The organism is Leucobacter sp. OLIS6, assembly GCF_002752355.1.
Classification (GTDB): Bacteria; Actinomycetota; Actinomycetes; order Actinomycetales; family Microbacteriaceae; genus Leucobacter.
Window position 1 is genome coordinate 1 of sequence record NZ_MRAV01000018.1, and the last position, 20,128, is coordinate 20,128.

At 70.6% G+C, this 20,128-nt stretch carries 21 protein-coding genes; 7 read left to right on the forward strand and 14 right to left on the reverse strand.

The features are described 5' to 3' along the window. The first annotated feature begins 325 nt into the window (after positions 1-325). The gene (locus tag BMH31_RS14745) at positions 326-856 is read left to right on the forward strand and encodes a hypothetical protein (RefSeq protein ID WP_099722579.1); all 531 of its coding nucleotides are present in this window, start codon (positions 326-328) and stop codon (positions 854-856) included. Between the two features lie 59 nt (positions 857-915). Then, complete coding sequence (locus tag BMH31_RS14750) at positions 916-1,317, forward strand: hypothetical protein (protein WP_099722580.1); 402 nt, start codon at positions 916-918, stop codon at positions 1,315-1,317. Between the two features lie 336 nt (positions 1,318-1,653). Here BMH31_RS14750 and BMH31_RS14755 read toward each other — a convergent pair whose 3' ends face one another. The 7 genes from BMH31_RS14755 to BMH31_RS14785 all read right to left on the reverse strand — a co-directional run bounded on the left by BMH31_RS14755 (position 1,654) and on the right by BMH31_RS14785 (position 6,942). Beyond that, entirely contained in the window at positions 1,654-2,133 is a 480-nt protein-coding gene (locus BMH31_RS14755) for an SRPBCC domain-containing protein (protein ID WP_099722581.1), read from the reverse strand. A gap of 44 nt (positions 2,134-2,177) precedes the next feature. Continuing rightward, positions 2,178-3,014 (reverse strand): PaaX family transcriptional regulator C-terminal domain-containing protein, encoded by an 837-nt coding sequence (locus BMH31_RS14760; RefSeq protein WP_099722582.1) that lies wholly within the window; start codon positions 3,012-3,014, stop codon positions 2,178-2,180. Continuing rightward, the gene (locus tag BMH31_RS14765; RefSeq protein WP_143469907.1) at positions 3,014-3,541 is read right to left on the reverse strand and encodes a hypothetical protein; all 528 of its coding nucleotides are present in this window, start codon (positions 3,539-3,541) and stop codon (positions 3,014-3,016) included. Before BMH31_RS14765 ends, BMH31_RS14760 begins: the two co-directional genes overlap by 1 nt. A gap of 119 nt (positions 3,542-3,660) precedes the next feature. Next, the gene (gene serA, locus BMH31_RS14770) at positions 3,661-5,253 is read right to left on the reverse strand and encodes a phosphoglycerate dehydrogenase (protein WP_099722584.1); all 1,593 of its coding nucleotides are present in this window, start codon (positions 5,251-5,253) and stop codon (positions 3,661-3,663) included. A 92-nt stretch (positions 5,254-5,345) separates the two neighbouring features. Next, complete coding sequence (locus BMH31_RS14775; protein ID WP_241898321.1) at positions 5,346-5,672, reverse strand: hypothetical protein; 327 nt, start codon at positions 5,670-5,672, stop codon at positions 5,346-5,348. Beyond that, entirely contained in the window at positions 5,669-6,157 is a 489-nt protein-coding gene (locus tag BMH31_RS14780) for a hypothetical protein (RefSeq protein ID WP_099722585.1), read from the reverse strand. Before BMH31_RS14780 ends, BMH31_RS14775 begins: the two co-directional genes overlap by 4 nt. Before the next feature lie 71 nt (positions 6,158-6,228). Next, positions 6,229-6,942, reverse strand: coding sequence for a hypothetical protein (locus BMH31_RS14785; RefSeq protein ID WP_099722586.1), 714 nt, complete (start codon positions 6,940-6,942; stop codon positions 6,229-6,231). 116 nt (positions 6,943-7,058) lie between these two features. Between BMH31_RS14785 and BMH31_RS14790 the strand changes: the two genes are divergently transcribed. From BMH31_RS14790 to BMH31_RS14800, 3 genes are read left to right on the forward strand one after another with little or no spacing between them, the layout of a single operon-like run. Then, complete coding sequence (locus BMH31_RS14790; RefSeq protein WP_099722587.1) at positions 7,059-7,994, forward strand: hypothetical protein; 936 nt, start codon at positions 7,059-7,061, stop codon at positions 7,992-7,994. Between the two features lie 25 nt (positions 7,995-8,019). Further along, positions 8,020-10,689, forward strand: coding sequence for an ATP-dependent helicase HrpB (hrpB, locus tag BMH31_RS14795; protein WP_099747352.1), 2,670 nt, complete (start codon positions 8,020-8,022; stop codon positions 10,687-10,689). Positions 10,690-10,700: 11 nt separating this feature from the next. Beyond that, complete coding sequence (locus BMH31_RS14800) at positions 10,701-11,240, forward strand: YaeQ family protein (protein WP_099722589.1); 540 nt, start codon at positions 10,701-10,703, stop codon at positions 11,238-11,240. Between the two features lie 29 nt (positions 11,241-11,269). Here BMH31_RS14800 and BMH31_RS14805 read toward each other — a convergent pair whose 3' ends face one another. Then, positions 11,270-12,043: an ABC transporter permease gene (locus tag BMH31_RS14805; protein WP_099722590.1), complete on the reverse strand. Its 774-nt coding sequence runs from the start codon at positions 12,041-12,043 to the stop codon at positions 11,270-11,272. Beyond that, on the reverse strand, positions 12,040-12,930 hold the full coding sequence (locus tag BMH31_RS14810; RefSeq protein ID WP_099722591.1) for an ATP-binding cassette domain-containing protein: 891 nt from the start codon (positions 12,928-12,930) through the stop codon (positions 12,040-12,042). The genes BMH31_RS14805 and BMH31_RS14810 overlap by 4 nt, the downstream gene beginning before the upstream one ends. A gap of 98 nt (positions 12,931-13,028) precedes the next feature. On the opposite strand from BMH31_RS14810, the gene BMH31_RS14815 reads away from it, so the two are divergent. Then, positions 13,029-13,985, forward strand: coding sequence for a TetR/AcrR family transcriptional regulator C-terminal domain-containing protein (locus BMH31_RS14815; protein ID WP_099722592.1), 957 nt, complete (start codon positions 13,029-13,031; stop codon positions 13,983-13,985). 98 nt (positions 13,986-14,083) lie between these two features. On the opposite strand, the gene ilvC is transcribed toward BMH31_RS14815, so the two are convergent. From ilvC to BMH31_RS14840, 5 genes are all read right to left on the reverse strand, one after another. Continuing rightward, positions 14,084-15,109 (reverse strand): ketol-acid reductoisomerase, encoded by a 1,026-nt coding sequence (ilvC, locus tag BMH31_RS14820; protein ID WP_099722593.1) that lies wholly within the window; start codon positions 15,107-15,109, stop codon positions 14,084-14,086. Between the two features lie 120 nt (positions 15,110-15,229). Continuing rightward, positions 15,230-15,739 (reverse strand): acetolactate synthase small subunit, encoded by a 510-nt coding sequence (gene ilvN, locus BMH31_RS14825; RefSeq protein WP_099722594.1) that lies wholly within the window; start codon positions 15,737-15,739, stop codon positions 15,230-15,232. A gap of 3 nt (positions 15,740-15,742) precedes the next feature. Further along, entirely contained in the window at positions 15,743-17,719 is a 1,977-nt protein-coding gene (locus BMH31_RS14830) for an acetolactate synthase large subunit (RefSeq protein WP_306460327.1), read from the reverse strand. Next, positions 17,626-19,320, reverse strand: a complete 1,695-nt coding sequence (gene ilvD / locus BMH31_RS14835) for a dihydroxy-acid dehydratase (RefSeq protein ID WP_099722596.1) — start codon at positions 19,318-19,320, stop codon at positions 17,626-17,628. Before ilvD ends, BMH31_RS14830 begins: the two co-directional genes overlap by 94 nt. A 48-nt stretch (positions 19,321-19,368) precedes the next feature. Continuing rightward, entirely contained in the window at positions 19,369-19,617 is a 249-nt protein-coding gene (locus tag BMH31_RS14840; RefSeq protein ID WP_099722597.1) for a hypothetical protein, read from the reverse strand. Between the two features lie 157 nt (positions 19,618-19,774). On the opposite strand from BMH31_RS14840, the gene BMH31_RS14845 reads away from it, so the two are divergent. Continuing rightward, complete coding sequence (locus BMH31_RS14845; RefSeq protein WP_099722598.1) at positions 19,775-19,990, forward strand: hypothetical protein; 216 nt, start codon at positions 19,775-19,777, stop codon at positions 19,988-19,990. Positions 19,991-20,128: the final 138 nt, after the last annotated feature.

Genomic DNA, 20,128 nt, shown 5'->3' on the forward strand with positions numbered 1-20,128 from the left:
AAGAACTGTGTGCCGAAGCCGGTGAAGGACACCATCACGGGCACGATCAAGCCCCAGGCCGGGGTCGTGCTCGGCGGCACGGGCGTGATCAGCGACCGGGTGCTGAACACCCAGCCGAGCTGCTAACCCACCCGCACCACCACCAGGCCGGGAGTCCGGCCCGGCGCCCCTGCCAGCCGGACTCCCCCTCCCCCTGTGGCCCGCACACGCAGCACCGTTCCCGAATTTCCGGAGCTGCCCGTGCGGGCCACAGCCGTACCCGCCGGGTGCCAACCCGCCCGAACCTTCACCCCACCGCAGAACCCCCAGAAAGGCCACCACCGTCATGGACATCGCCGTCACCTACGAAACCGACTGGACCGCCGCCCACGCCATCGGCGTCGGGATCCTCACCGCCGCCTCACTCGTCTGGGCGCTCGTCGCGCTGCCGCTCGCCGGCTGGGCCTTCGTCGAGAACCACTACCACCGCTCCCCAAACCGCCGTTCCACGCTCGGCAATTGGGTGCGCGGAATCATCTGGATCGCCGCGTCGCTCACCGCCACGCTGACGCTCCTCAGCGCACCCGGGGCCATCATGCGACACCTGCCGCACCATTCGTCAGTGGCATGGGTCGTCGTCCCCGGCCTCCTGATCGCCGGCGCACTCGCCTGGATCGCGCTCTCCAGCCCGATCCAGCAGCCGGCCGGATACTGGTCGCTGATCCCCGCGGGACTGCTGACCGTCGGAGTGCTGGTCGGTTGGGGCCTCGACGCGCTCACCCGCGCGGCAGCCGCCCTGCCGATGAGCCTCGGCGGCTTCGTCCTGCTGCTCCTCGCCGGGCTGGTCTGGCTCATCCTCTACGCGCGTCGGGCGTAAGGGACCGCAACTACGCCGCCGGACGGCAGAGCAGCAGACCCGCCTGGCATACTGGCCCCATGCGACGCATCACCGGCCGTGCACTCGGCACCTGGAGTCTCCGAATCGACGCCGCCTACTGCCTGATCCTCGGCATCTTCGTCGCCGCAACCGCACCGCAGATCGCCACCGCCGTCGCACTCCCCGTGCCGCTGCTCATCGCGACCGGCGGCATCGTCGCCGTCTGGGCCGGCACCGTGCTCTGGATGGTCACCCGGCTCACGCTCCGCCGGGCACTCCACCTCGTCATGGGCGTCAACATCCTGGCCGCCGCACTCATCGCCGTCGCGTCGCTCACCGCAGCACACGCCCTCGCGACCATCGCCGTGCTCGCCATCGCCCTCGACGTCGCGCTCTTCGCCACCAGCCAACTCATCGCGATCCGCAAGCTCAACGCCGCGCCCCAAGCCGCAACGGCCTGAGCGCGGCGGCGCGCGGTCGCAGCCGAGCAGGAGCCGACGCGCCGACCGAGATCCGCGCCCAAACTGACACCCGTGTTCAGACTGAGAACACCTACGCCCGCATCAGTCTGAACGCGGATCTCAGTCTGAGCGTCAGACCGCCTACGCCGCATCCACCGAGCATTCCCCCCGCAACGAGCGCAGCGACCGCTCCCGCCTCGACACCCAGTCGGGCACCTCCGCTCCGCCGGAAATCTCCGCTCCGCCGGACCCCGAGAAACCGGTGATCCAGTGGAAGGTGAATATCCGGCGACCGCCGACCGCCAACCGCCAACCGCCAACCGCCAACACCCAGAACTACTTGTAGAACCCCTCGCGCAGCACGACGCCGTGCTCCAGCCAGACCTTCAGCGCGGCGAGGAACCCGGTCCAGCCCATGCAGTTGCCGAACGCCGCCTGCGCGCCCGCCCGAGTCAGCGTCCACGACTGCTCGGTGATGCGCACCTCGGTGCGCGCGCCGTCGTCGACCGGGCGGAACTCGAACGACACCCGCGTCGCTTCGCCAGCCGAGACCACGCCGGCCTCACCGCCCCACGAGATTACGATCCGCTCCCCCGGCACCGCTTCCAGCACCCCAACCGGGAACGCCCCCGGAAAATCGGCGAAGTCCCAGTGCACCGTCGTGCCGGCCTCGAGCCGACCGACCGCGCCCGCCGTCGTGAAGTAACGACTCAGGGAGGCAGGATCGGCCACCGCCTCGTACGTCTCGGACGGGGTGCGCGACACGAAGCCGTTCACCGTGAACTCCAGCTCGGTCAGGTCGGTCTCAGCGCTCATGCCTCGACCCTACGCCCGCATCGCGACGACGTCACCCGTGCGCGCTACTCCGCCCAGGCGAAGATCGGCAGCCCGGCCTCGGCATCACGCAGCGCCGCCCACTCCGCGTCGAACTCGGCACGCAGGCGACGCGGACGCCACACCTCGGGCAGCAGCTCCCCCGGCAATAGCGGATCCGCGAGCAGTCCGGCGTCGAGCGCGTCCACCAGCTCGAGCGCGCGAGCCGTCACCGCGACCGGACCCGCCGGCGCAGTCGCGGGGCGGCGATCCAGTTCGGCGGCCAGGCGGTCGTACCCCGCGTCGACCTCGGCCGCGGGCCAGAGCCGCTCGGCGAGGTCGCGCGGCGTCTCGCAGCCGGGCACCCGCAGATCCTCGCCGACCGAGACGATCAGGTACTGGTCGAGGGTCTCGGGCGGCACCGAACGGCGCAGCTCGGTATCGAGGTCGTGCGGCGACACGTACACGCCCGGCAGCAGCGGCGCAGCCCCGAGCACGGTCAGCAACCGACGCAGCCCGTCGCGCTCCGCGCGCAGCCGCTCCGGCACCGAGAACCCGTACAGGCGCCAGCGCCCGTCCCACGGCACCTCGCCGCGGTCCTGCGCGAACGCGAACTCGATGAGCGCACGATCCCGCTCGGCCCGCAGCGCGCCCTGCGCCGTCAGCACCAGGTGCCCCGCACGCCCGCGCCCGCGCTGCTCCAGGATCCCCTCGCCCTGCATGCGCCGCAGCGCGAGCCGTACCGTCTGCTCGGGCAGCCCCATCGCGAGGCCGAGATCGTAGACGACGTCGAGCTCGGCGCGCCCCTCGGCCGAGATGCAGGCCTCGATCAGAGTGCGGGGCGACACCTGCGTCGCGGCGCCGGTCCCGGCACCCGCGCCCATCACCGCCGGGCTCCGGTCGGCTCGACGTTCTCCCAGGGATACCCGTGCTCGATGAACGCCGCCGAGACCGCCGACCGTTTGCCCTCGACGTCACCGTCGTAGAGCACGCGCCCTTCGGCGGAGTCGATACGCACCTTTCCGCCCCGCCGGTACACGCCGGCGACGACCTCGCGCGGGATCACGCGGCGGTCCTCCCCCTCCTCCACGACGATCTCCGCATCGGTGATTCGCAGGATCGCGCTCTCGTGCGTGATGAAGAACGCGATGACGAGGCCGATCACCCCGAGCACCACCGGCCGCCCCACGACCATGATGGGCGCGTCGAACGAGCCGATGAACTTGAGGATGTCGATGTACGGGATCGGCCACTTCGAAACGTACTGCAGCAGCCACGGCAGCAGGAACCCGAGCGCCACACCGGCGCCGCCGCCGACGACCCAGACGAACACCCTGTCGCTCGCGGTGAGTCCGAGCACCGTTTCACGTCGCTCGGCGGCCATCGCTGTCCCCTCGGTTCGATTGCTCATGCACCGAATATATCAGATTGTGAACGAACGTGCGTGGATAGATATTTCAACTGTGCCCGGAAAGCGCGAACGGCGCCCCGACCGCGTGGTCGGGGCGCCGTTCGCACGATCAGTCGGGATCAGTCCTCGACGATGTCGATCGCGTGCAGCGAGTCGGCCGCGATGGCCTCGCCGAGCTGCGCGAGCAGATCCTCCGAGACGGGAGCGTCGACCGACAGCACCGAGAGGGCCGTGCCGGCCTTCTCGTCGCGCGCGATCTGGAGGCCCGCGATGTTGACGCCGGCGTCGCCGAGCAGCCCGCCGTACGCCGCGACGATGCCGGGGCGGTCGGTGTAGGTGAACACGACGAGGTGCTCGGAGAGCGGCAGCTCGAGGTCGTAGCCGTTGATCTCGACGATCTTCTCGACCTGCTTCGGGCCGGTGAGCGTACCCGAGACCGAGATGGGCGTGCCGTCGGCGAGGGTGCCGCGCAGCGTGATCACGTTGCGGTAGCTCTCGGAGACCGCGTCGACGCTGAACCGCACCTCGAGGTCGCGCTGCTCGGCGAGCAGCGGCGCGTTGACGTACGACACCGGGTCGCTGACGATCTTCGAGAAGAGACCTTTGAGCGCGGCCAGGCGCAGCACCTCGACGCGGTGCTCGGCGAGCTCGCCGTGCACCTCGATGTCGAGCGCGGTGACCGGGCCGTTGGCGAGACCGGCGAAGACCTGGCCCAGCTTCTCGGTCAGCGGGAGTCCCGGCTTCACGTACTCGTTGATCACGCCGCCCGCGACGTTGACCGCGTCGGGCACGAGCTCGCCGGCAAGGGCGAGGCGCACCGACTTCGCGACCGAGACGCCGGCCTTCTCTTGCGCCTCTTCGGTCGAGGCGCCCAGGTGCGGGGTCACGTTGGTGTTAGCCAGGCCGGTCAGCGACGCATCGGCGGGGGGCTCCTGCACGAACACGTCGAGCGCGGCACCGGCGATCTCGCCGGCGGCGAGCGCCGCGGCGAGCGCCGCCTCGTCGATCAGGCCGCCGCGGGCCACGTTCACGACGAACGCGGTCGGCTTCATGGCTTTGAGCTGGGCCTCGCCGATCATGCCCGTGGTCTCGGGCGTGCGCGGCATGTGGATCGTGAGGAAGTCGGCGCGGGCGACGAGGTCGTCGAGCTCGACCAGCTCGACCCCGAGCTGCTGCGCACGCGCAGCGGTGATGTAGGGGTCGTACGCGATGAGCTCGACGCCGAAGCCGCGCAGGCGCTCGGCGACGAGCGCCCCGATGCGACCGAGGCCGATGATGCCGATGGTCTTCTCGAACAGCTCGATGCCGGTGAACGAGGAGCGCTTCCACTCCCCCGCGGACAGCGACGCGTGCGCGCGCTGCAGGTTGCGGGCGAGGCCGAGGATGTGCGCGACCGTCAGCTCGGCGGCGCTGATGATGTTGGAGGTCGGCGCGTTGACGACCATCACGCCGGCCTGGGTGGCGGCCTTGATGTCGACGTTGTCGAGGCCGACGCCGGCGCGCGCCACGACCTTGAGCTGCGGCGCCCACGAGAGCGCTTCGGCGTCGATCTGGGTGGCGGATCGGATGAGCACCGCGTCGGCGGTGGCCAGCGCGTCCTTCAGCGCCGCACGGTCGGTGCCGTCGACGTTGACCACGTCGAAATCGGGACCGAGCGCGGCGATGGTGGCCGGCGAGAGTTGTTCAGCGATGAGGACGACAGGAGTAGCCAAGGAGCGGTTCCTTCGGGGTCGGAGGCGTCACGCCCGTTACGGGCGACCGAATTCCAGCTTAGCCGTGTCGCGGAAGCCCCCGCGACACCGCGTCACGCGAAGAAACCGGACTGGGGCACCACGTGCATGACGTCGAGCTGCGCCACCGCCACCACGGCGAGACCCGCCGCGAGCAGCAGCACGCGCCCCCAGGCGCGCAGGCGGCGGCCGAGCAGCAGCGCACCGAAGAGCACGAGGAACGGCAGCACGATGCCGAACAGCAGCCAGAACCAACCGAGCGGGCTGAATCCGAGGCCGAGGCGCGAGCCCAGTTCTTGCATGCCGATCAGGTTGCCGAACTGCACGAACACGGCGTAGGCGTAGAGCCCGGTGACGAGCAGGCCCGCGACCCACGCGCCGATCAGCGAGAAACGGTTCACTGAGCACTCACCACCAGCATCGGGAGCGGAACGAGGATCACGGCGCCGAGCACCAGGGCGATGCCGAGCCAGAGCGCGCGGCGGCGCAGGAACAGGACCGCCGAGAGGAACCACAGCACGGTGGCGAACGGAGCCGCCCAGAACAGGATCTGCTGCAGCACCTGCCCGAAGGATCCGCTGCCGGCCGCGACGGTGGTGTTGAAGTCGGCGTAGGCCTTGGCGACGACGAACCAGCCCCAGGTGTAGAGCGCGTAGAGACCGCCGAACACGCCGAGCAGCACCAGCACCGCGTTGCTCGCCTGCTCGGGGCCGCCGTCGGGATCGGGCTTGCCCCCTACCTCGATCGCGGGGTCGCCGGCCGGAACGGCCTCGTCGGTCTGGGGCTCCGCGGGCGCGTCCGACGGCGTCGACGATTCGTCGCCCTCGACCACCCAGCCGCTGGCCAGGGTGCTCTCGCGCGCCTCGGCGTTCGACTTCTTTCGCATGGATTCCAGCCTATCCGCTCTCACCTGAGCGCTCGCGCCGCCGCCGGCGCGAGCGCGTCCCACGCGCTCGACTACTCCGGCATGTCCTCGAGCCCGCACGGGTACCGCGTGCAGGGCAGCTTCGGATCCCGCGGCGCGACGCCCTCGGGAGGACGCAGCGCCTCCGCGGCGTCGGCCGGGCTCATCAGCTGGATCCCCTTCGTCGTCATCACGTGGCGCAGGACATCGCACTCGGGGTCGAAGCCGGGCTGCTCGTAATCGAACGCGCGCAGCGTCCCGGGCGAGACCTCGTCCGCGAGCGCATCCAGCGTCGCGTTCAGCTCGGGATCGGAGGTGCGCGCTCGAGCCAGCTCGTGCACATTCGGCCGCTTCTGCTCTGCGGAGATGCGGACCTCGACGATGCTCGGATCCCAGATGACCGGGACGCGCGGACCCTGCACCGTCAGATCGTAGGTGATCCCGGGGATCAGTCGGATCTTCCGGCCCGGATCGGAGACGCAGGCGACCTCCTTGCCCGCGACGAAGCTCCCGCAATCGGTTCCGACCCTCGGGAAGATGTTGCCGCGACGAGCGGCCCGGGTGCTCCCGATCTTCGAGGAGCTCTCGATCGTGCACGACGCCTGCTCGCGTTTCGGGAACAGGGGGTTCGCGACCGGCAGCGCGATCGTGATCAGGACGAGCGCTCCGAGCACCGTGGGCACGACGAAGATCCGTCGCCGCCGAGGCTTCGGCGATGCGTCCCGTCGCGACAGCACCCCCGAGGTCGCTTCGTCGTCCCGTTCCATGCCGCCATCCTCGCAGACGGGCATGGCGCGACTTCGACACCGTCCTCTTCGCCTCGTCACTGGCTCCCAGTAGGCTGTGCACAGTATCGACGATCCAGCTCGAGAAGAGGCCCATCGTGTCCGACGCAAGCACCCCGCGCCGCAAGCAGGCGCCGACGCCCGCCGCGGGCTCCGAACCGGCACCCGGCTGGACCCCCACCCCCGAGGCCAAGGCCAAAGCCACCCGCTTCCGCTGGATCGCCGCGATCCTCTGGGCCGTGGCCATCATCCTCGAGGCCGTCTCGATCTTCTGGCTGCTCCGCCAGCGCGAGGTCACCGGCGCCGACGGCGAACTGGTGCGCAACCCGCAGACGGGCATCCTCGAATCCTCCGCCTCGACGAGCACCTTCCCGCAGTGGGCCTTCGTCTCGCTGATCATCGCGATCGTGATCATCGGCGCGCTCTCGATCACCGGTTCGATGCTCTGGAAGCAGGCGAACCGTCTCGACCCGGCCCGTCGCTCCGACACCGTGCGCTTCTTCGTGCAGAACCAGCTCGGCGCGATCATCGCCGTCATCGCGTTCCTGCCGCTCATCATCCTGATCTTCCTCAACAAGGACATGAACGGGAAGCAGAAGGGCATCGCGGGTGCCATCGGCATCGTCGTCGCGCTCGTCGCAGTGGCGCTCGGCATCGATTACAACCCGCCGTCGGTCGAGAAGTACACGGCCGATCAGTCCACCGTGATCCAGCTGCTCGGCAAGGACCAGGTCGTCTGGGTCGACGGCGGCAAGGTGTACCACGTCTGCGACCAGGTGTCCGATATCCAGACCGGCAGCGACAAGCGCACCGGCACCACCGCCCAGGCGGTCGAAGCCGGCAAGAACCGCCTCACCCTGAAGTTCGCGAGCGAGATGCGCACCTGCGGACTCGAGGTCCCGCAGAACGCCGACGAGATCGCCGCGGCGCTCAAGCAGATCCAGGACGGTAGCACCGGCACGACGCTCCCGGCTCCCGTGTGGGCCGACGGCAAGGCGCCCATCACGATCCCGGACGCCGCTCCCGCGTCCTGAGCCGGCGGCGCACGCCGCTCCTAAGATGAGTGGCGTGCCGATCCACCGCTTCGACCTCGACGCCATCGGCGCGGGCCTCGTCGTCGCCCGAGCCGACGACGAGCTCCGCCGAGCGCTCGCGCGCGGTGCGGCCGTCGTCACGGCTCCCCCGGGCACGGGCAAGACCACCTTCGTCCCGCCGCTCGTCGCGAACCTGCTCGCGCAGGGCGGATCGGGTTCCGCACGCCACGCCGGCCGCACGATCCTCACCCAGCCCCGCCGCGTCGCCGCTCGCGCCTCGGCAGCCCGCCTCGCCGAGCTCGACCGCAGCGCCATCGGCGAGCACGTCGGTTTCACCGTCCGCGGTGAGCGCCGTGCGGGCCGCGATGCGCGGATCGAGGTCGTGACCCCAGGCGTGCTGCTGCGCAGGCTCATCGCCGATCCCGAGCTCGACGGCGTCGGCGCGGTGATCCTCGACGAGGTGCACGAGCGCTCCCTCGACGGGGACCTGCTGCTCGGCCTCGTCGCGGAGGTCCGGGCGCTGCGCGACGACCTGCTCGTCGTCGCGATGTCGGCCACGCTCGACGCGGATCGCGTGGCCGAGCTGCTGGGCGCGGCCGCCGGCGACGGTCCCGCCCCCATCGTGCGCGTGCCCTCGGCGCTGCATCCGCTGCGCGTGGAGCACGCCCCCTTCGACGGCGCGCGGCTCGACGAGCGCGGCATCACCCGCGACTATCTCGCCCACCTCGCCGACGTCGCCGCCGACGCGCAGGCCGGATCGGGCGCCGATGCGCTCGTGTTCGTGCCGGGCGCGCGCGAGGTCGACGAGGTCGTGAACCGGCTGCGCGGCCGCGTCTCGCGGTCCGGAGCCTCCGTCGACGTGCTGCCCCTGCACGGGCGCCTCTCGCCCCGCGAGCAGGATCGCGCCGTGCGCGGCCGACTGCGCGACGCGGATCCGCACCGCATCGTCGTCTCGACCGCGCTCGCCGAGAGCGCGCTGACCGTGCCCGGCGTGCGCCTCGTGATCGATTCCGGACTGTCGCGCGAGGTGCGTCGCGATCAGGCCCGGGACATGACCGGGCTCGTCACCGTCAGCGCGTCACGCGCGAGCGCCGAGCAACGCGCCGGACGCGCTGCCCGCCAGGGGCCCGGCACCGTCGTGCGCGCATACTCCGAAGCCGAGTTCGCCCGCATGCCCGCCGAGCTCACCCCCGAGATCGCGACCGCCGACCTCAGCGACACCGCGCTGCTGCTCGCCGCGTGGGGCGCCCCCGCGGGCCGCGGGCTCGCGCTGCTGACCCCGCCGCCTGCCGCCGCCATGGATCGCGCGGTCGCCGTGCTCGCCGCGCTCGATCTGGTGGACGCGAGCGGGAGTCTCACCGAGCTCGGCGCACGAGTCGCGCGCCTCCCCATCGGCGTGCGCGAGGCGCGGGCGCTGCTCGCGGGCACCGCCGAGCTCGGCGACGCCCGCCGAACCGCCGAGGTCGTCGCCGCGATCTCCGACGACCACCGCGCGAGCGACGCCGACCTCGCACGCCTGCTCCGCGAGCTGCGCAGCGGACGCGCGCCCGGCGCCGAGCGGTGGAAGCGCGAGACCGAGCGGCTGTCGCGACTCGCGGGCGAGGGGGCGGATCCTGCGACTCCTCCGTCGCGCAGGATGACGGGAGACGGTCCGTCACGCAGGACGACGGGAGACGGTTCGTCACGCGGGACGACCCACGACGACGCCGGCGTCGTCACCGCGCTCGCCCGCCCCGAGTGGATCGCCCGCCGGACCGGCGCGCACTCGCGTTCCTACCTGCTGGCGAGCGGCACCCGAGCCGCGCTCCCCGAAGGAAGCCCCCTGCTCGGCAGCGAGTGGATCGCGGTGCGCGAGGTGCAGCGCGCCGAGGGCCGCGCGGCCGACGGCACGGGGGCCGCGATCCGCCTCGCCGCCGCGATCGCCGAGGACGATGCGCTGCGACTCGGCGCACACGCACTCGTCGAGGAGCGCACCACCGCCGTCGTGGACGGCCGGATCCGCGTACGCCTGGTCCGGCGTCTCGGCGCGATCCCGCTCGCGTCGACGCCGGCCGCCGCGCGGCCCGACGACACCGGCCCAGCATTCGCCGCGCACCTGCGCGAGCTCGGGCTCGACGCCCTCGACTGGTCTGAAGCCGCGCAGTCGCTGCGCGGACGCCTCGCTCTGCTGCACCGCGAACTCGGCGGACCCTGGCCCGACGTGAGCGACGCGGCGCTGCTCGACCGGATCGATGCCTGGCTCGGCCCGGACCTCGAACGACTGCGTCCCGGCGGTTCGCTGCGCGGGATCGACCTGCCGCAGGCGCTGCGCAGGCTGCTCCCCTGGCCCGAGGCGGCGCGGTTCGACGAGCTGGCTCCGGAGCGCCTGCCGCTCCCGTCCGGATCCACCGCGCGGGTCGAGTATCCGCAGCCGAACGACGCCGACGGATCCGACGAGCAGCCGGTCGTCTCCGCCAAGCTGCAGGAGGTCTTCGGCCTCGCCGAGACGCCCCGGCTCGCGGGCGGCCGCGTGCCGGTGCGGTTCCATCTGCTCTCGCCCGCGCGGCGTCCGCTCGCCGTCACCTCCGATCTGTCGTCCTTCTGGAACGGTCCCTACCAAGAAGTGCGCCGCGAGATGCGCGGCCGCTATCCCAAGCATCCCTGGCCCGAGGATCCCTGGACCGCGCAGGCGACCGCGCGCACCCGCAACCGGTAGGCTCGAACGCTATGGCCATCGGATCGACGATTCACACCTTCACCGTGCAGCTGGCCGACGTCGATCGCGGGGTCTACGACGACTTCACGATCCGCGTCGCCCGGCACCCGTCCGAAACGGACGCGTACATGATGACCCGGATCCTGGCCTACTGCCTGGAGCACCGCGAGGGCATCGAGTTCGGCGGCGGCGTCTCGACCACCGACGAACCGGCCGTGCTCGTCAAGGACCTGACCGGTCGCATCACCGGCTGGATCGAGGTCGGCTCCCCCGACGCCGCGCGCATGCACAGCGCCAGCAAGCTCGCCGAGTACGCGGCGGTCTACACGCACCGTGACCCCGCGAAGGTGCTCGCCTCGTGGGAGGGCAAGCAGATCCACCGCGCCGAGGAGCTCGTGCTGCGCAGCTTCGACCCCGGGTTCATCGACGCCGCGGTGGGCGCCATCGAGCGGCGCAGCGACCTCTCGGTGTCGCGCACCGAGGGGCAGCTCTACGTCGAGCTCAACGGCACCCACCTGAGCAGCGAACTGCACGAGCACCGCATCGGCTGAGGCGCGCGGCCGTCATCCCGCTCGAGGGATCACCGCTTGGGGAAGCGCCAGACCGCGACGGCGGCCCCCGCCAGCACGATCCCCGCGCACCACAGCACCGCGAAGAGCGGCTGCAGGCCCGGATCCTGCCCGAGCAGCAGCGCACGGATCGACTCCACGAGCGGGGTCACCGGTTGCGCGGATGCGACCGGTACGAGCCAGGCGGGCAGGCTGTCGAGCGGCACGAACGCGCTCGACAGGTACGGCAGGAACAGCAGAACGAAGCCGTAGCCGTTGGCGGCCTCAGGGGTCGACGCGAGCAGCCCGATCGCCGCGAAGACGACGGTGACCGCGAGGATCCACGCGAGCACCAGCCCGATCGCCGCGCACCACTCCCCGACCCCGGCGACCGGCCGGAATCCGACGAGCAGGGCGACACCGACGACGACCGCGGTCGCGAGCAGGTTCCGCAGTACGCTCGCGACGACGTGGCCGACGAGGCAGGTCGCGGCCGGCATCGGCAGACTGCGGAAGCGCTGCATCGCGCCGCCCGTCAGGTCGCGGTTGACCGAGACCGCGACGGATGCGGCGCCGAATCCCGAGCACAGCACGATGATCCCGGGCACGACGAAGTCGACGTACCCGCCGCCGGAGTCGATGGCCCCGCCGAACACGAACGTGAACAGCAGCATGAGCATGACCGGCAGCACGATCGCGAGCGAGAGCCCCTCGCCGTCGCGCAGGCTGTGCCGGAGGCTGCGCCCGACGAAGACGCGGCTCGCCGCGATCGGTCCGGTTCCGGGGTGGAGGGCGACGGCGCTCATGCGGCTGCTCCTGTCAGATCGAGTCGGTGGTCGCGACGGGTGAGCGCGATGAACGCGTCGTCCAAGGTGGGCCTGCGCAGCTCCACGCGGAGCCCCCGCTCTGCGGGGTCGAGTGCGGCCAACGCGGCGGCGAGACCGCCCGCGCTGCTCGGCACGTCGAGGGTGCGGACCGGACGGCCGTCGCGATCCACGAGCACCGCGGTCTCCTCACCGACGAGCCCGGTCAGCTCGGCGACCGTACCGTCGGCGACGATCGCGCCGTCCTGCAGGATCGCGACCCGATCCGCGAGCGCCTCGGCCTCGTCGAGCATCTGCGTGGTCATGAACACGCAGCAGCCGTCGGCGGCGAGCTGGGCGACGTCGGCCCAGAGCCGGGACCGGCTCGCCGGATCGAGCCCGGTCGTCGGCTCGTCGAGGAACAGCACCGCGGGCGGGAGCACGAGGGACGCGGCGAGGTCGACGCGGCGACGCATGCCGCCCGAGTAGCCCCCGACCCGACGATCCGCGGCGTCCTCGAGCTCGAAGGAGCCGAGCAGTTCGTCGGCGCGCTGCTTCGCCCGCCGCGCGCCGAGGCCGAGCAGCCGGGCGACCATCACGAGGTTCTCGCGTCCGGTCAGCGCCTCGTCGATCGAGGCGTACTGGCCCGTCGTCCCGATGAGGCGTCGCACGGTCGCGGCGTCGCGCACCACGTCGTGCCCCAGGATCCGAGCGGTGCCCGAATCGGGGCGCAGCAAGGTGCTCAGGACGGAGACCAGGGTGGTCTTGCCTGCTCCGTTCGGGCCGAGCAGCGCGAAGACGCCGCCCTCGATCCCGAGCGTGATGCCGTCGAGCACGGCACGGCCGCCGTAGCTCTGCCGGAGATCGGTGATCTCGATGGTCGGATTCATGATCCATCCTTTCTGTATGCAGCACACACAGTATGCAGCATAAACAGTAGATATGTCACGCAGTTATGATGGAATACGGTTGAGCGCGGGAGGAACGCATGACGAACGAGAACGAAGCCGTATCGCGCACGCTCGCGCTCGCCTGGGGTCTCGCCGCAGCACCGCAGCGCGGGCCGAAGCGCGAGCTCACCCCCGAGCGCATCGTCGAAGCCGCCATGGCGATCGCCGACGCCGAAGGGTTGGCGGCGGTCACCATGCAGCGGGTCGCGCAGACCTTCGAGTTCAGCACCATGGCGCTCTACCGCTACGTGGCGACCAAGGACGAGCTGCACCGCCTCATGCTCGACGCGTCGCTCAGCGGCGCCGACGGCGTCATCGACGCCGAGCACTGGCGGTCCGGCCTACGCGAGTTCCTCCGCGAGCTGCTCGACGGCTATCGGCGCCACCCCTGGGCGCTCGACATCCCACTGTCCCCCGACATCCACTTCATGCCGGGCCAGATGCGCGTCGCCGACCGCGCCCTGCGGGCGATGCGCACGCTCCCCGCGGCCGAACCGGCGAAGCTCGCCGTACTCATGCTGTTCGCCGCCTTCGCCCGCGGCCACGCCGCCGTCGAACGGGAGGTCCTCGCGGGAGGCGAGATCTCACCCGAGACGCGCGCCCTGGTCGAGGAGGCCGTGACGCCGGGCCGGTTCCCCGACGTCGCACTGCTCGTGCGCAGCGGCGCCTACTTCGGCGATACCGAGAGCGGAGCGCTCGCCGAGGACGACACCGCCCTGATCTTCGACTTCGCCCTCGGCGTGCTGCTCGACGGGCTCGAGGCGACATTCTCGAACGCGCAGGCGCAGGCGCCGGCGCCGGCAGCGGCGGTCGAACTCACCCCTGCCGAAGCGCTGGAGCGGGCCGAGGCCGAGCTGCGGGCCGGCATCGAACTGCGCAAGCAGACCCAGCGCCGCGTGCGCGACGCCGAACGCGCCGAAGCCGAGCTGCGCCGCACGCGCGACCGAGCGAAAGAGGCGGCGAAGGCCCACGCCAAGCAGCTCCGCGCCGGCTGAGCGAGCGGCCGGTCACGGTCTCCACAACGGCGAAGCCCCCGGGATTCCTCCCGGGGGCTTCGGTGTTCACGGCCGGATCACGGCCGAGCCATGCTGGATCAGCGAGCGGCCGAGCCGTCGACGTAATCCGAGTCGGTCTGCTTCCATGCGAAGAGCTTGCGCAGCTCGCGACCGGTGGTCTCGATCGGGTGCTGCTCGGCCTTGGCGCGGAGCGCGAGGAACTCGGGAGCGCCGGCGTCCTGGTCGTCGATGAAGCGCTTCGCGAACGCGCCCGACTGGATGTCGGCGAGCACGCCCTGCATGTTCTCCTTGACGCGCGGGTCGACCACGCGGGGGCCCGACACGTAGTCGCCGTACTCGGCGGTGTCGGAGACCGACCAGCGCTGCTTGGCGATGCCGCCCTCCCACATGAGGTCGACGATGAGCTTCAGCTCGTGCAGCACCTCGAAGTAGGCGATCTCGGGCTGGTAGCCGGCCTCGGTCAGGGTCTCGAAACCGTACTGGACGAGCTGCGAGACACCGCCGCAGAGCACGGCCTGCTCGCCGAAGAGATCGGTCTCGGTCTCCTCGGTGAAGGTGGTCTTGATGACGCCCGCACGCGTGCCGCCGATCGCCTTCGCGTACGAGATCGCGGTCGCCCAGGCGTTGCCCGAAGCGTCCTTCTCGACGGCGATGATGTCGGGGATACCGCGGCCCGCGACGAACTCGCGGCGCACCGTGTGACCCGGCGCCTTGGGGGCGATGAGGATCACGTCGACGCCCTCGGGCGCCTCGATGTAGCCGAAGCGGATGTTGAAGCCGTGCGCGAACGCGAGGGTCTTGCCCTCGGTCAGCTTGTCCTTGATCTGCTCGTTGTAGATCGCACGCTGGTGCTGATCGGGAGCGAGGATCATGATGAGATCGGCCCACTCGGCGGCATCGGCGACGCTCTTAACCTCGAACCCGGCCTCCTGGGCCTTCTCGATCGACTTCGAGCCGTCCTTGAGCGCGATGACGACCTCGACGCCCGAGTCGCGCAGGTTCATCGCGTGGGCGTGGCCCTGCGAGCCGTAGCCCACAACGGCGACCTTCTTGCCCTGGATGATCGACAGATCTGCATCGTCGTCGTAGTACATCTCAGCCACGTGGATTCTCCTTGTGTTGTGTGGTTCAAACGTCATTCTGCGCGAAGCCGCAGAATCTCGGTATTCGGTTGTGGATCCTGCGACTCGCACGCTCGCGCAGGATGACGGCGCGGGGCGCCGTCAATTCTTGAAGACCCGCTCGGTGATCGACTTCGAGCCGCGCCCGATGGCGATGAGGCCGGACTGCGCGATCTCCTTGATCCCGTAGGGCTCGAGCACCTTGAGGAACGCCTCGATCTTGCCCGTGTCGCCCGTGACCTCGATCACGAGCGCGTCGGTGACGACGTCGACGACGCGGGCGCGGAACAGGTTGACGGCCTCGAGCACGTGCGAACGGGTCTGGTGATCGACCCGGACCTTGATGAGCACGTGCTCGCGCTGCACCGACTGCGCGGGCTCGAGCTCGACGATCTTGATCACGTTGACCAGCTTGTTGAGCTGCTTCGTGACCTGCTCGAGGGGCAGATCCTCCTGGTCGACGACGACCGTGATGCGGGAGAGCCCCGGCACCTCGGTCGGGCCCACCGCGAGGGACTCGATGTTGAAGCCGCGGCGTGCGAAGAGCCCGGCGACACGGGTCAGCAGACCCGGCTTGTCCTCGACGAGGAGGCTCAGAACGTGGCGGGTCATGATTTACTCCTCTCCCCACTCGGGGCTGTGCTCGAGGGCGTACTGGATGTCGCTGTTGGAGGTGCCCTGGCGGACCATCGGCCACACCATGGCGTCGGAACTCACGACGAACTCGAGCAGCACCGGCCGGTCGTTGGTCTCGAGCGCGAGCTTGATCGCGTCGTCGACCTGGTCCTCGCGCTCGACGCGGATCGAGAGGCACCCGTAGGCCTCGCCCAGCTTCACGAAGTCGGGGATCCGGCGGCTGCCGTGCCCGGTCTCGAGCTGCGAGTTCGAGTAGCGGCCGTCGTAGATCAGCGTCTGCCACTGGCGGATCATGCCGAGCACCGAGTTGTTGATCACCGCGACCTTGATCGGGATCTCATTCACGAGGCACGTGGCGAGCTCCTGATTGGTCATCTGGAAGCAGCCGTCGCCGTCGATCGCCCACACGGTGCGATCGGGCTGGGAGACCTTCGCGCCCATGGCCGCCGGCACGGCGTAGCCCATGGTGCCGGCGCCGCCCGAGTTCACCCACGCGTTGGGGCGCTCGTAGCCGATGAACTGCGCCGACCACATCTGGTGCTGTCCCACGCCCGCGACGTACACGGCCTCGGGGCCCGAGAGCTCGCCGATGCGCTGGATCACGTGCTGGGGCGAGAGCAGGCCGTCGCTCGTCGACTGGTAGCCGAGCGGGTAGCGCTCGCGCAGTTCGTTGAGCCGGGTCCACCAGGCGCCGATGTCGGCGCAGGCGAGGGTGCGCTGGGCCGAGGTCATGGCCGCGATGAGGTCCGAGATGACCTCGCCGGCGTCGCCCACGATCGGCACGTCGGCCGCACGGATCTTGCCGATCTCGGCGGGATCGATATCGGCGTGGATCACCTTCGCGTCGGGGGCGAACAGCGCCGCCTTGCCCGTCACGCGGTCGTCGAAGCGGGCTCCGAGGGCGATGATCAGGTCGGACTCCTGCAGCGCGAGCACCGCGGGCACCGTGCCGTGCATCCCCGGCATGCCGAGGTTCTGGCGATGCGAATCGGGGAACACGCCGCGCGCCATGAGCGTCGTCACGACGGGAGCGCCGACCAGCTCGACGAGTTGACGCAGCTCCTCCGCCGCGCCGGCGCGGACCACGCCGCCGCCGACGTAGAACACGGGGCGCTCGGCCGCCGCGATGAGCTCGGCCGCGGCCTGGATCTGCTTGCTGTTGGCCTTCGTGATGGGCCGGTAGCCGGGCAGGTCGACCCGCGGCTCCCACACGAAGTCGAACAGTCCCTCCTGCGCGTCCTTGGTGATGTCGACGAGCACGGGGCCCGGACGACCGGTGGAGGCCAGCTGGTAGGCCGCGGCGATGGCCGCCGGGATCTCCTCAGCGCGCTTCACGAGGAACGAGTGCTTGGTGATCGGCAGCGTGATGCCGTGGATGTCGACCTCCTGGAACGCGTCCGTTCCCATGAGGGTCGAGAAGACCTGGCCCGTGATCGCGAGCATCGGCACGGAGTCCATGTAGGCGTCGGCGATCGCCGTCACCAGGTTGGTGGCGCCGGGACCCGAGGTGGCGATGCAGACGCCGACTTTGCCGCTCGCCGCGGCGTAACCCTCGGCCGCGTGGCCCGCACCCTGCTCGTGCCGCACAAGGATGTGGCGGAGCTTCGGGGCGTCCATCAGCGCGTCGTAGAGCGGCAGCACGGCGCCGCCCGGCAGGCCGAAGACGTCCTCGACGCCGAGCAGCTCGAGGCTGCGGACGATGGCCTGGGCGCCGGTCATGCGCTCGCCGCGAGCGCCGTTCGGATGCCGGGTGGGTTGAGAGCTCGATTCCGAGTTCATTGCACACTTTCTCTTGACAGTGGTGGGAGCGGTCGCGCGGGCCGCTCGAGAAACGTCGGCTCCCTCTGGGAGCGAACAGCGATTCAGCCGGTGATGGCGCCTTCGGACGCCGAATGCACGAGCTTCGCGTACTTCGCGAGGACTCCGCGGGTGTACCGCGGGGGAAGCGGGGCCCAGCTTTCTCGGCGGGCCGCAAGCTCGGTGGGATCCACCAGCAGATCGAGCGTACGTGCGGCGATATCGACCCGAATCAGGTCACCGTCGCGAACCAGGGCGATCGGACCCCCGTCCGATGCCTCCGGTGCAATGTGGCCGATGCACAGGCCGGTTGTGCCGCCTGAGAATCGTCCGTCCGTCAATAGTAGTACATCTTTTCCGAGTCCCGCGCCCTTGATGGCGGCGGTGATCGCGAGCATCTCGCGCATACCCGGACCGCCCTTCGGACCCTCGTAGCGGATCACGACGATGTCGCCGGCGGAGATGCGTCCCTCTTCGAGGGCGTCCATCGCGGCGCGTTCGCGCTCGAACACCCGCGCGGGACCCTCGAAGGTATCGAGGTCGAAGCCCGCGGTCTTGACGACGGCGCCGTCGGGGGCGAGCGAGCCCGAGAGGATCGTGAGACCGCCGTTCGCGTGCAGCGGGTTGTCGAGCGTGCGCACCACCGCGCCGTCGAGCGGAGCCGGGTCGAGCTCGGCGAGGTTCTCGGCCACCGTCTTGCCGGTCACCGTGAGGGCGTCGCCGTGCAGCAGGCCCGCGTCGAGCAGCGCCTTCATGATGACCGGCATGCCGCCGACCCGGTCGAAGTCCTGCGCCACGTACTGGCCGAACGGCTTCATGTCGGCGAGGTGCGGCGTGCGCTGCCCGATCCGGGTGAAATCGTCGAGCGTGAGCTCGACCTCGGCCTCGCGGGCGATCGCCAGCAGGTGGAGCACCGCGTTGGTGGAGCCGCCGAGCACCATCGCAACGGTGATCGCGTTCTCGAACGCCTTGCGGGTGAGGATGTCGCGCGAGGTGATGCCCTTGCGCAGCAGGTTCACCACGGCCTCGCCGGACCGGTGGGCGTAGTAGTCGCGGCGGCGATCCGCGCTGGGCGGGGCCGCGGAGCCGGGCAGGCTCATGCCGAGCGCCTCGGCGACGCACGCCATGGTGTTCGCGGTGTACATGCCGCCGCACGCGCCCTCGCCCGGGGCGATGGCGCACTCGACCCGCTTCAGGTCCTCTTCGCTGAGCGTGCCGGCGACGCACGCGCCGACCGCCTCGAAGGCGTCGATGATCGTGACCTGCTTCTCCGTGCCGTCGGAGAGCTTGACCCAGCCCGGCGCGATGGATCCCGCGTAGAGGAACACCGAGGCGAGGTCGAGGCGCGCAGCGGCCATGAGCATGCCCGGCAGCGACTTGTCGCAGCCCGCGAGCAGCACGGATCCGTCGAGCCGCTCGGCCATCATCACCGTTTCGACCGAGTCGGCGATGACCTCGCGCGAGACGAGCGAGAAGTGCATACCCTCGTGGCCCATCGAGATGCCGTCCGACACGGAGACCGTGCCGAACTGCAGCGGGTATCCGCCGCCGCCGTGCACGCCCTCCTTCGCGCCCTGCGCGAGCCGGTCGAGGCTTAGGTTGCAGGGCGTGATCTCGTTCCAGGAACTGGCGATTCCGATCTGGGGCTTGTCCCAGTCCTCGTCGCCCATGCCGACGGCGCGGAGCATGCCGCGCGAAGCCGTCGCCTCGATGCCGTCGGTGACGGCACGGCTGCGCGGCTTGATATCGAGCTCAGACATGCGGGTTGCCTCCGATCTGCGGTCCGGCGCTCGCGGCGACGGACGACCTTACTTGCCGGTTGCGGGGAGCAGCGTGAACGGCAGGATGAAACCGATGACGCTGAGCGCGAGGCCGGACGCGAAGAGGAACATGCTCGGGTGACCCGCCTCGTCGCCGAACGCGGTGAAGCCGAAGCTGGCGAGGACGATGCCGCCGAACGCGAGCACGATCGACAGCACGAACACGAACGCCGTGACGACGCTCACCGCTCCCTGCGAGCTCTCCTCGAACAGTGCGGCGGGCTGCTGCTGTGCCATGACCTTCGGCTCCTTTATATGCGCTTCGTGGTGTTCGACGGAGTCGCGACGACCCCGTCGTGGGAACGCCCTCAGCATACCGCCCCGTTCATTCCCCGCACGACGGTATGGTGGAGCGCAGAACGGCGGCGCCCGCCCGTCGCATCCGGGAGGTCCGATGTCCATCGGCAAGTACCTGACCAGCCTCAGCGTGCTCGGCGCTGCCGCCGGCATCGCCGGCGTCGTGCGGCAGACCAAGTCCATGCCCGCCGACTGGCGCCGGCTCGTGGTCTGGGGCGTCTGGGCGGCGAGCCTCGCCCTCGCCATCGCGGGCGTCGCCAAGCAGGACGAGGACGCGCAGTTCGCCGAGGATCAGAAGCACCTCGACTCCTGACCTCGAGCCGCTTCCGGTAGACTGGACGCTGGTGAGTCGGGAAGTCTGGTCGACGCGTTCGTTCGTGAACCGTCAGGAGACCCGTTGTCCCACGATCCCCACGCCCACAGCCCCGGCGCTCCGAGCACCCGCTCGCGT

Bases quoted from the DNA above. Each gene is read 5' to 3' on its own strand.
- BMH31_RS14755 (WP_099722581.1), bottom strand. From the start codon at position 2,133: ATGAGCGCTGAGACCGACCTGACCGAGCTGGAGTTCACGGTGAACGGC.
- BMH31_RS14765 (WP_143469907.1), bottom strand. From the start codon at position 3,541: ATGAGCAATCGAACCGAGGGGACAGCGATGGCCGCCGAGCGACGTGAA.
- ilvD (WP_099722596.1), bottom strand. From the start codon at position 19,320: ATGTCTGAGCTCGATATCAAGCCGCGCAGCCGTGCCGTCACCGACGGC.
- BMH31_RS14780 (WP_099722585.1), bottom strand. From the start codon at position 6,157: ATGCGAAAGAAGTCGAACGCCGAGGCGCGCGAGAGCACCCTGGCCAGC.
- BMH31_RS14760 (WP_099722582.1), bottom strand. From the start codon at position 3,014: ATGGGCGCGGGTGCCGGGACCGGCGCCGCGACGCAGGTGTCGCCCCGC.
- BMH31_RS14750 (WP_099722580.1), top strand. From the start codon at position 916: ATGCGACGCATCACCGGCCGTGCACTCGGCACCTGGAGTCTCCGAATC.
- BMH31_RS14745 (WP_099722579.1), top strand. From the start codon at position 326: ATGGACATCGCCGTCACCTACGAAACCGACTGGACCGCCGCCCACGCC.
- ilvN (WP_099722594.1), bottom strand. From the start codon at position 15,739: ATGACCCGCCACGTTCTGAGCCTCCTCGTCGAGGACAAGCCGGGTCTG.
- BMH31_RS14840 (WP_099722597.1), bottom strand. From the start codon at position 19,617: ATGGCACAGCAGCAGCCCGCCGCACTGTTCGAGGAGAGCTCGCAGGGA.
- BMH31_RS14815 (WP_099722592.1), top strand. From the start codon at position 13,029: ATGACGAACGAGAACGAAGCCGTATCGCGCACGCTCGCGCTCGCCTGG.
- hrpB (WP_099747352.1), top strand. From the start codon at position 8,020: ATGAGTGGCGTGCCGATCCACCGCTTCGACCTCGACGCCATCGGCGCG.
- BMH31_RS14805 (WP_099722590.1), bottom strand. From the start codon at position 12,043: ATGAGCGCCGTCGCCCTCCACCCCGGAACCGGACCGATCGCGGCGAGC.
- BMH31_RS14785 (WP_099722586.1), bottom strand. From the start codon at position 6,942: ATGGAACGGGACGACGAAGCGACCTCGGGGGTGCTGTCGCGACGGGAC.
- BMH31_RS14800 (WP_099722589.1), top strand. From the start codon at position 10,701: ATGGCCATCGGATCGACGATTCACACCTTCACCGTGCAGCTGGCCGAC.
- BMH31_RS14810 (WP_099722591.1), bottom strand. From the start codon at position 12,930: ATGAATCCGACCATCGAGATCACCGATCTCCGGCAGAGCTACGGCGGC.
- BMH31_RS14845 (WP_099722598.1), top strand. From the start codon at position 19,775: ATGTCCATCGGCAAGTACCTGACCAGCCTCAGCGTGCTCGGCGCTGCC.